The organism is Novosphingobium resinovorum (assembly GCF_036352595.1).
Lineage (GTDB): Bacteria > Pseudomonadota > Alphaproteobacteria > Sphingomonadales > Sphingomonadaceae > Novosphingobium > Novosphingobium resinovorum_B.
On the sequence record NZ_JAZFAX010000002.1, the window covers coordinates 311,095 to 321,516 of the forward strand.

Sequence of the window (10,422 nt, forward strand, 5' to 3'; positions counted from 1 at the left end):
GACTACCTAGAGCAACGTCGCCCTGCCGCCGCCCCCCGGATCACCCGACCGGCGGCAGGGCACGATACGGGATACCACATGACCACCCTAGCCGAAGCCGGGCGCTTTTCCGCCTACGACCTCAAGCGCACGCCGGCCACGGCCTGCAAGGCGGACCAGCGCTTTTCCTACTGCCTATACGTCCCGCCCGAACTCGATCCCGCAAAGGCGCGCGTTCTGGTCGCCATTCACGGTACCGAGCGAGACAACGCGGCGCTACGCGATCTTTTCGCGCCGCTGGCCGAGCGGCACGGGCTGATCGTCATCGCCCCGCTGTTCCCCTGCGGCATAGACGACCCGCGCGACCGCGAGAACTACAAGTACATCGAATATGGCGACATCCGCTTCGACACGCTCGTCCTGTCGATGGTCGACGAAGTGGCTGAGCGCTACGGCATCGGCGCGGACCGGTTTGCCCTGTTCGGGTTCTCGGGCGGCGCGCACTTCGCGCATCGCTTCCTCTACCTGCACCCACAGCGGCTCGATGCCGTGTCGATCTGCTCGCCGGGCTCGGTCACGCTGCTCGACGAACAGCGCGACTGGTGGGTCGGCGTGGCGGACATGGAAGCCCGTTTCGGCCGCTGGCTAGACCTGCCCTCGATGCGGCGCACGCGCGTCCATGTCGCGGTGGGCGGGGCCGACGACGCCACCGGGGAGATCACCCACAAGCCCGGCAGCGCCGCGTGGATGCCGGGTGCCAACGACGCCGGCGTCACCCGCGTCGACCGCGCCGCCAGCCTGGAGCGCTCGCTGCGCGAGGCGGGCATCGACGCGCGGTTCGACATCCTGCCGGGCGTGCGCCACGAACGCGACCGCCTCGTGGCGGCGGCGACCGGGTTCTTCGATGCGGTCTACGGCAAGAACGATGTTGCGGCCTAACCCGCTGCGGCAGGCGATCGCGGCAGGGCGGCAGGCGATCGGGGCGTGGCTGTTCATGGCCTCGGCAGCGAACGCCGAACTGCTCGCCGACGTGCCGTTCGACGCCCTCGTCATCGATCAGGAGCACGGGCCCGGCGGGCTGGAATCGGTCGTCGCGCAGCTGCGTGCCGCCGGGTCGGTGGGAAGCCCCCCGGCGCTGCTGGCGCGGGCGCCGGATTGTTCGATGGCTGCCATCAAGCCGTTGCTCGATGCGGGCGCGGAAGGCATCTTCGCCCCCAATGTCGAGAGCGTCGAACAGGTCGCCGCGCTCGTCGAGGCCATGCACTATCCGCCGCGCGGGCGCCGGGGGCTGCACTACACCGTTTCGCGCGCCGCCGGATGGGGGCGCCATGTCAACGAGTACGCCGACCATGCCGAGCGCGAGTTGCTGACCGTGGCCATGATCGAATCCGCAGCCGGCGTCGCCGCCCTGTCGCAGATGGTGGCGCATGGCGGGGTCGACATGTTCTTCGTCGGCCCGCTCGACCTCTCCGCCAGCCTCGGCCATGCCGGGGACTATGCGCACCCGCTGTTCCGCGAAGCGCTGGACGAGGCCGAGCGGCGCATCCTGGAATCGGGCGCGGCACTGGGGGGTGCGATCATTCCCGGCCATGACGCCAAGGCGCTGTTTTCACGCGGCTATTCCTTCGTTACGGTGGGGGCCGACGCGGGCTTCCTGCGCAGCGCCGCGCTGCAGGCGCTGGCCACTGCCGGAGCGGATCGCAATGGCTGATCCGATCCTCTCCCGCCGCCAGTGGATCGGCGGCGCCCTCGCCGCAGCGGCTGTCCCGCGCATGGCCATGGCGGACGATCGGGAGCGCCGCTCGCGCGCCGAGGGCAATCTGCTGATCTATTCCAACATGGCCGAGTACAACTGGCAGCCGATCGTCACGGGCCTGCGCCGCCGCTATCCTTGGCTGCGCGTCGATACCCTCGACATGGGGCCGACCGAGGTTTTCGAACGCTATTACGCCGAGACTTCCGCCGGTCGGCGCTCGGCCGACATCATCGTCAGCAGCGCGCCCGATGCCTGGCTGCGCTTCGCCGGGCAGCAGCAGATTGCCGCGCATCGCAGCCTTGAGGATGCGGCGCTGCCGGGCTGGTCTAAGCCGCTGCCGGGGCTGCACACGCTCTCCGCCGATCCGATGGTGATGGTCTACAACAAGGCGCTGCTCCCCCCGCAGATGCGCCCGCGCGGGCTGCGCCAGCTGGCTGCGATCGCCGCCGCAAATCCGCGCAAGTTCCGCCACCGGATCACCACTTACGATGCCGAAGTCCATGCCCTCGCCTATGCCGTGCAGTGGGCCGCGATAAGTGCCGGGAGGCCCGGCGGCTGGGATCTGATGGCGAAGCTAAGTCCTTATGTTCGCGTGGAAAGCGGCGGCGCCACGATGCTCGACAAGGTGACCGTCGGCGAATACCTGGCGGGCTATCACATCTCTGCCGTGACCGTGCTGCCCAAGATGCGCGACAAGGGCCGCGCCGAGATCGTGAGCTGGGAACTGTGCGCCGATGGCACCCCCGTGGTCCCGCGCGGGATCGCGGTGACGCGCAAGGCGCGCAATCCCGCCAGCGCCGCGCTCGCGCTCGATTTCATGCTCGGCCGCACGGGCCAGATCGCCGCCGCGCAAGGGGGCCTGACGCCCTATCGCCATGACGTGGGAGAGCGCGAGGTGCCCTATCTCACGCTCGACGGGATCGCCCGCAGGATCGGCCGGGACAACCTGGTCATGGTCGGCTACGACCACCGGATGGTGGCGCAGAATGCCGCCTTCATCCGCAAATGGGACAGCATTTTCAAGAGGTTCGACGGATGAACGCGCCCGCTTTCCCGTCCGGGGACACAACGGCACTCAACGGCACCATAGCGGCACCTAGCGGCACCAACCGCCAGCTTACGCTCGCCATCGGCATCCAGTGGCTGACCGCCATCGCCACGCTCGTTCTGGTGCTCGCGCCGCTGGGTCCGATCCTGTGGCAATCGCTGCTCGACCGGCCGCTCTACCAGCCGAACGCCGTCCTTTCGTTTGACAATTTCGCCCGGCTGCTGAGCGACGCGGGGTTCCTGCGCGCCGTCGCCACCTCGTTCGAACTGGCCTTCACCGCGACCGCCATCGCCTGCGTCACCGGGGTCGGCCTCGCGCTGTTCCTCGAACGCACCGACCTGCCCGCGCGGGGGCCTTTCCGGCTGTTCGCGCTGGCGCCGATGTATATGTCGCAGCTGGTCAACGCCTTCGCCTGGTACCTGATCTATGGCCCGGCGGGCTACCTCACCCTCTTCGGCGAGAAGCTGATCGGGGTGCCGCCCTGGGACATGTACGGCATCGGCGGCATGGCGATCGTCGCGGGCACGTCGATGACGCCGCTGGTCTACCTGTTCTGCTCCAGTTCCGCGCGCATGGCCGACGCCACGCTGGAGGACGCCGCGCGCAGCGTCGGTGCCGGGCCGCTCCGGGTGCTGTGGTCGGTGTCGCTGCCGCTGATGCGCCCCTCGATCATCTATGCCGCGCTGCTGGTGTTCATCGGCACGCTGGAGACGCTGGCGGTGCCGCTGGTGTTCGGGCGGCCGGTGGGCCTCGAAAGCTTCACCACGTTCCTGTTCAGCCGGGGCCTTGGCGCGATCACCCCGGACTATGGAATGGTAGGCGCCGCCGCCGTGCTGCTGCTGGTGCTCGTCGCGGTGCTGCTGGTGATCCAGAGCGTGCTGCTGAAAGGCGCAGGGCGGTTCGTCACCGTACGCGGCAAGGCGCAGCGGCCGCGCCGGATTGCGCTGGGCGCGCTGCGGCGGCCGGTCGCGGCGGTCTTCTGGGTCTACTTCGTGCTGACCTTGATGCTGCCGCTCCTCGCCATCACCCTGCGGTCATTCACCACGTTCCTGACGCCGCTGCTCTCGCCGCTCAAGGTTCTGACCACCGACAACTACGCGCTCGTCCTCGGCCACCCGGCCTACTTGCGTTCGATCACCAACAGCGTGATCGTCGCCTCGGTCGGTGCGCTGGTGGCGACACTGGGCATCGCGGTGATCGCGCTGGTCGCCAAGCGCTCCGCCTTCCGCTTCGCGAAGGGGCTTGAGTACCTCGCGATGTTCCCGCGCGCGATGCCGGGGATCGTCGCTGGCATCGGCTTCTTCTGGGCGATGCTGCTGCTGCCGTTCGCGCACTGGCTGCAGGGGACGATCTGGATCCTGATGATCGCCTTCGCCATGCGCGGCATCCCCACCGCCTATGGCGCCATCGCCGCCGCGCTCGTCCAGGTCGGCACCGAGCTGGACCAGAGCGCCCGCTCGGTCGGCGCGGGCTGGTGGAAGACCTGCACCGCGATCGTCCTGCCGCTGGTCCGCCCGGCGCTGTTCTCCGCCTTCACGCTGCTGTTCCTCGGCTTCCTCAAGGAATATGCCTCGGCGGTGTTCCTCTATGCGCCGGGATCGGAGATCATCGGGACCACCATGCTCTCGCTGTGGTCCAATGGCGATACCGGCGCCGTCGCCGCGCTTTCGGTGATCCAGATCGCGATCACCGGCGTGTTCGTCTCCCTTGCCCATTTCGTCACGAGGACCAACCGCGATGTCTGATGTCCTGATCCAGCGCCTGACCAAGCGCCACGGCGAGGTGACCGTGCTCCACGGCATCGACCTCGACGTGCCGCGCGGCGAATTCCTCACCCTGCTCGGCCCCTCGGGCTGCGGCAAGTCCACCACGCTGTTCGCGCTGGCGGGGCTCGACAAGCCCTCGGGCGGGCATATCGCGGTGGGCGGGCGCACCTTCTACGACGGCGAGGACGGCACTTTCGTCGCGCCGGAGGAGCGCAACCTCGGCCTCGTTTTCCAGTCCTACGCGCTGTGGCCGCACATGACGGTGGCAAAGAACCTCGCCTTCCCGCTGGCACTGCGCAAGGTGCCCAAGCCCGAGCAACGCGCCCGCATCGCCGAGGCGCTCGAACTCGTCGACCTCGGCGATTACGCGGACCGTTTCCCGCACGAGCTGTCGGGCGGCCAGCAGCAGCGCGTGGCGCTGGCCCGCACGCTGGTGTTCCGCCCCTCGCTGCTGCTGCTCGACGAGCCGCTGTCCAACCTCGACGCCAAGCTGCGCATCAAGTCGCGCGCGCTGCTCAAGTCGCTGCAGCGCCAGCTGGGCCTCACCACCCTCTACGTCACGCACGATCAGGAAGAGGCGCTGGCGATGAGCGACCGCATCGCGGTGATGGAGAAGGGCCGCATCGTCCAGATCGACCGGCCCGAGGCGATCTACAACCGCCCCGCCACCCGCTTCGTCGCCGACTTCGTGGGCGCGGGCAACTTTCTGCCGGTACGCGCATCGCGCGGGGCGCAGGGCGAGATCGTCGAGGCCCGGCTGGACCATGGCGAAGTGCTGCGCGCTACCCGCAGCGTCGCAACGGGAAGCGACACGCAGGGGTTCATGACCGTGCGCCCGCAATACCTGCGCCTCGCCCCTGCGGGCAGCGCGGTGGCGGCGGGCAACAACCGGCTCGACGGCGTGATCGAGGAGCGCACCTTCCTCGGCGTGCGTAATGGCTATGCCATCCGCGTGGGCGACCGCCTCGTCACCGCCGAAAGCGAGGACCGCTTCGAAACCGGCCCGGTCACGCTGGCGTTCCGTCCCGAGGACACCCTGCTGCTGGATCATTGAGGCGCCGTTTTGAGCACGCTCCCCCTTCCCGACCCTCCCGCCCCCCTCGTCATTGCGAGCGCAGCGAAGCAAGCCAGGGCCGCGCAAACCGCCCTGGATTGCTTCGCCCGCTTCGCGTCCTCGCAATGACGAAGGGAGGGGCCGGAATGCGAAAAAGGACGACCGCATGACACCCATCATGAGTTCTAACCCTGATGTATAGGATCGACCTCGGCGGCACCCGCCACACATTCGCCAGCCTCGCCGCGCTGCTCGCGGCGGCGAGCCCGCTGCGTTCGGGCGACGTGCTGGCGGGGCTGGCGGCGGGCAACAACCTCGAACGGGTGGCGGCGCGTATGCTGCTGGCGGACATGCCGCTGGCCGACCTGCTGACCGACGCGCTCGTCCCTTACGAGGCCGACGAGGTGACCCGGCTGATCCTCGACAGCCATGACGCCGCCGCCTTCGCCCCGCTGGCCCACCTCACCCTCGGCGAGTTCCGCGAATGGCTGCTGGCGGACGAGACCGACGGCGCCGCGATCCTCGCCGCCAGCCCCGGCCTGACGCCCGAGATGGTCGCCGCCGTCTCCAAGCTGATGCGCAATCAGGATCTGATCGCCGTCGCTGCGAAGATCGAGGTCATCACCCGCTTTCGCAACACGCTGGGCCTCAAGGGGCATCTGGCGGTGCGGCTGCAGCCCAACCACCCGACCGACGACCCGCTGGGCATCGCCGCCGCCGTGCTCGACGGGCTGCTGATGGGCTGCGGCGACGCGGTGATCGGCATCAACCCCGCCAGCGACAGCGTCGATGCCGCCTGCGCGCTGATGCACATGCTGGAGCAGGTGCGCCTCGCCCACGCCATCCCGACGCAGACGTGCGTGCTCACGCATATCACCAACACCCTGATCGCGATCGAGCGCGGCGCGCCGGTGGACCTCGTGTTCCAGTCGATCGCGGGAAGCGAGGCCGCCAACCGCAGCTTCGGCATCGACCTTGCCCTGCTGCGCGAGGGGCGCGAGGCGGCGCTTGCGCTCGGGCGCGGAACGGTGGGCGACAACGTCATGTACTTCGAGACCGGGCAGGGTTCGGCGCTCTCGGCCGATGCGCATCACGGGGTGGACCAGCAGACCATGGAAGTCCGCGCCTATGCAGTGGCGCGCGCGTTCTCGCCGCTGCTGGTCAATACCGTGGTCGGCTTCATCGGGCCGGAGTACCTGTACGACGGCAAGCAGATCGTGCGCGCCGGGCTGGAGGACCACTTCTGCGGCAAGCTGATGGCCCTGCCGATGGGCTGCGACGTCTGCTACACCAACCACGCCGAGGCCGATCAGGACGACATGGACACGCTGCTGACGCTGCTGGGCGTGGCGGGCGTCAACTTCGTGATGGGCGTGCCCGGCGCCGACGACGTGATGCTCGGCTACCAGTCCACCAGCTTCCACGACGCGCTCTACGCCCGCACCACGCTGGGGCTGCGCCCCGCGCCCGAGTTCGAGGCGTGGCTGGGTTCGGTCGGCCTGCTGGGCGACGACGGACGGCTGCGGCAGGTGGCGTTCGACAAGGCGCCGGGCGTGCTGGCGCTGCCGGATCTGGCGCGATGAACGACGAGAGCACCCCCGCCCGCCTGCGCCGCGCGACCCCTGCACGCATCGGCCTCGGCCGCAACGGCGCCGGGCTGCCGACCTCGGCGCTGCTCGCGTTCCAGCTCGACCATGCGCTCGCCCGCGACGCGGTGCATCACGCGCTCGATGCCGAGGCGGTGGCGAGCGCCTTGCCCCAAGCCCCGCTGCTGCTGGAAAGCGCCGCGCGGACCCGCGCGGACTACCTCACCCGCCCCGACCTCGGCCGCGGCCTGAGCGACCGGTCGCGCGGCGTTCTGGAAGGCGTGGCAGCGTCCCCCTGCGACGCCGCGCTGGTGATCGTCGACGGCCTTTCCGCCGTCGCCGTGCACAGCCACGCCGCCGCCCTCGCCCGTGCCCTGATGCAGCGGCTCGAAGGCTGGAACTGGGCGCCGACCACGATCGTCACGCAAGGCCGCGTCGCGGTGGGGGACGAGATCGGCGCGCTGCTCGGGGCCGACCTCGTGCTGGTGCTGATCGGCGAGCGGCCGGGCCTCAGTTCCCCCGACAGCCTCGGCGCTTACCTGACGTGGCATCCCCGCATCGGCCGCAGCGATGCGGAGCGCAACTGCGTCTCCAACATCCGCCGCCCGCACGGCCTCTCGCCCGAACGGGCGGCGGACAAGCTGGCCTGGCTGATGACACAGGCCCGCCACCGCCGCCTCACCGGCACCGCGCTCAAGGACGAGCACGGACTGCTCGCGCCTTCCCCGCCCCCGCTTCCGGAGACCTGACCGCTTATCGACAGGAACATGGTTGAATCCTACCGGGTCAGTTCGCATTTCCAGCGGGCCCTGCCGTACAGCAACCCGCTTGCGGCCCGGGCAGCCCTGACGCTCGATCACCTGGCAGTCGCCTGAAAGGATCCTTCCACATGACTCTCAAAGACATCCTGCCAAGCAAGCTCGGCTTCGGCGCGGCGCCGCTCGGCAACATGTTCCGCGACATTCCCGAGGACGAGGCTCTCGCCACCGTCGAAGCCGCGTGGAACGACGGCATCCGCTATTACGACAACGCCCCCTTCTACGGAGCCGGCCTTGCCGAACTGCGCATGGGCGAGGCGCTCGCGGGCAAGCCCCGCGACCAGTATGTCATCAGCACCAAGGTCGGCCGCATCGTCCTCGACGAGCTGGAAGACGTCAGCGCCCGTCAGCAGGGTGAGAAATCCGGGGTTTTCGCCCATGGCCGCGCCAATCGGGTGGTCAACGACTACACCTACGACGCGACCCTGCGCTCGATAGAGGACAGCCTGAAGCGCCTGCGCACCGATCATGTCGAGATCGCCTTCGTCCATGACCTCGCCCAGGATTTCTGGGGCGACCTGTGGCTGGAAAAGTTCGAGGAAGCCCGCACCGGCGCGTTCCGCGCACTCGACCGCCTGCGCGACGAAGGCACGATCAAGGCCTGGGGCCTCGGCGTCAACAAGGTCGAACCGATCGAACTCGTTCTGGGGCTGGAGGAGCCGCGACCTGACGCCTTCCTGCTCGCAGGGCGCTACACGCTGCTCGATCACGGCCGGGCGCTGCAGCGGGTGATGCCGCTCGCGGCAGAACGCGGCGCTGGAATAGTGGTCGGCGGGCCGTACAGTTCGGGTGCGCTCGTCGGCGGGCCGAACTTCGAATATGCCCCGGCGACACCCGAGATTCTCGACAAGGTCGCGCGCATCAAGGGCATTGCCGATGCCCATGGCGTCAGCATGAAGGCGGCCGGACTGCAGTTCTCGCTTGCCAATCCGGCGGTGGCGGCGGTGATCCCGGGCGCCAGCCGGCCAGGGCGCATCGCCGAGGACAGCGCGGCGCTCGGCGAGGCGGTGCCGGTGGACTTCTGGCGGGAACTGCGCGTCGCCGGGCTCGTCGATCCTGCCGCGCCGTTGCCGTCAGGCGCCTGACGGCAACGGCATCCCCGCCGCCCGAGCAGCCGAAGTTCAATCGGGGCTCGGACGCTTGCGGGGAAAGCCGGCGGCCAGATGATCGATAAGGGCGCGGACCGCCGGTTACGGTCCGCGCCGGGTCGTTAATACCGCGTGATTCTCAGCCTCCGACAGCCCCCGGACGAGCGCTGAAAAGCCGCCCTGAGCGCTGCTCGGACGGCTTGGTTTTTGCAAGTACTGGTTGCGGAGGCAGGGCCAAATAATGATTGTTATACATTGATTAGAATTTAGCCCCCCTTTGCCACCCTCTAAACTCGGATATTGCGATCAAAGCAGACTTGCTCACGATACGTATTTCCCGAAAGCGAGAAGCACCGCTAGGCTCAGGCCCCATTGATTGACGGAGGTCGATGTCATTCAGGCTCCGCAAGGAGACTGAGCATGAGCGACCTGTATTGGCTGACGGACGAGCAAGATGGCGCGCCTGTCGCCCTATTTTCCCAGGAGCCACGGCAAGCCACGTGTGGAAGACCGTCGCGTTCTGAGTGGGATCATTTTCGTCAACCGCAACGGGTTGCGCTGGCGGGACGCGCCAAGACAATATGGACCGCACAAGACATTGTATAATCGCTGGAAACGGTGGGGCGCGATGGGCGTATTCGCCCGAATGATGGAAGGCTTGTCCGCCCAGAGGGCCGAGCCCCAGACCGTTATGATCGATGCGACCTATCTCAAGGCACACCGCACGGCATCGAGCCTTGGGGTAAAAAAGGGGATCTCGGATGCCTGATCGGGCGGACGAAAGGCGGCATGAACACCAAGCTGCACGCCGTCACCGATGCCAATGGCCGCCCTTTGAGCTTCTTCATCACGGCAGGGCAAATCAGCGATTACACCGGTGCGACGGCCCTGCTCGATGATTTGCCCAAGGCGCAGTGGATGCTGGCCGATCGGGGTTATGACGCTGAATGGTTTCGGAACGCGCTCGAGCAAAAAGGGGATCAAGCCCTGCATTCCCGGACGAAAATCCCGCTCTCCGCCCATCAAATACGACAAGCGCCGGTACAAGCGCCGCAACCGCATTGAGATCATGTTTGGCCGTTTGAAAGACTGGCGCCGCGTGGCAACCCGCTACGACCGCTGCCCAACCGTGTTCTTCGCCGCCCTCACTCTGCCAGCCACCGTGCTCTTCTGGCTCTGATCAACGAGTCCTGAGCCTAACACTACTTTGGCAGAAGTTTGAAATGCGTGACTGATAGGCTCCCACCGCAATGAGGGCATTGGTCTGGCGGAGGTCTTGATATTCGGTCAATGATGGCCTGTCGGATGGCGGGCATGCTCGGCTGAG

At 68.0% G+C, this 10,422-nt stretch carries 8 protein-coding genes and 1 pseudogene; all 9 read left to right on the forward strand.

What is annotated here, in order from left to right; genetic code table 11:
- The first annotated feature begins 78 nt into the window (after positions 1-78).
- The 9 genes and pseudogenes from V2S85_RS04230 (at position 79) to V2S85_RS04270 (ending at position 10,275) form a co-directional block, all read left to right on the forward strand.
- Positions 79-918, forward strand: a complete 840-nt coding sequence (locus V2S85_RS04230; protein ID WP_330701621.1) for a hypothetical protein — start codon at positions 79-81, stop codon at positions 916-918.
- Complete coding sequence (locus tag V2S85_RS04235; RefSeq protein WP_330701622.1) at positions 905-1,690, forward strand: HpcH/HpaI aldolase family protein; 786 nt, start codon at positions 905-907, stop codon at positions 1,688-1,690. The genes V2S85_RS04230 and V2S85_RS04235 overlap by 14 nt, the downstream gene beginning before the upstream one ends.
- Positions 1,683-2,774: an ABC transporter substrate-binding protein gene (locus V2S85_RS04240; protein WP_330701623.1), complete on the forward strand. Its 1,092-nt coding sequence runs from the start codon at positions 1,683-1,685 to the stop codon at positions 2,772-2,774. The genes V2S85_RS04235 and V2S85_RS04240 overlap by 8 nt, the downstream gene beginning before the upstream one ends.
- Complete coding sequence (locus V2S85_RS04245) at positions 2,771-4,528, forward strand: iron ABC transporter permease (protein WP_330701624.1); 1,758 nt, start codon at positions 2,771-2,773, stop codon at positions 4,526-4,528. Before V2S85_RS04240 ends, V2S85_RS04245 begins: the two co-directional genes overlap by 4 nt.
- A complete protein-coding gene (locus V2S85_RS04250; RefSeq protein WP_330701625.1) occupies positions 4,521-5,603 on the forward strand; it encodes an ABC transporter ATP-binding protein in 1,083 nt (360 codons plus the stop codon). Before V2S85_RS04245 ends, V2S85_RS04250 begins: the two co-directional genes overlap by 8 nt.
- Before the next feature lie 194 nt (positions 5,604-5,797).
- On the forward strand, positions 5,798-7,186 hold the full coding sequence (locus tag V2S85_RS04255; protein WP_330701626.1) for an ethanolamine ammonia-lyase subunit EutB: 1,389 nt from the start codon (positions 5,798-5,800) through the stop codon (positions 7,184-7,186).
- Positions 7,183-7,938, forward strand: a complete 756-nt coding sequence (gene eutC / locus V2S85_RS04260; protein ID WP_330701627.1) for an ethanolamine ammonia-lyase subunit EutC — start codon at positions 7,183-7,185, stop codon at positions 7,936-7,938. The genes V2S85_RS04255 and eutC overlap by 4 nt, the downstream gene beginning before the upstream one ends.
- 140 nt (positions 7,939-8,078) lie before the next feature.
- The gene (locus V2S85_RS04265) at positions 8,079-9,092 is read left to right on the forward strand and encodes an aldo/keto reductase (RefSeq protein WP_330701628.1); all 1,014 of its coding nucleotides are present in this window, start codon (positions 8,079-8,081) and stop codon (positions 9,090-9,092) included.
- A gap of 423 nt (positions 9,093-9,515) precedes the next feature.
- A pseudogene (locus V2S85_RS04270) lies at positions 9,516-10,275 on the forward strand (IS5 family transposase).
- Positions 10,276-10,422 lie beyond the last annotated feature (147 nt).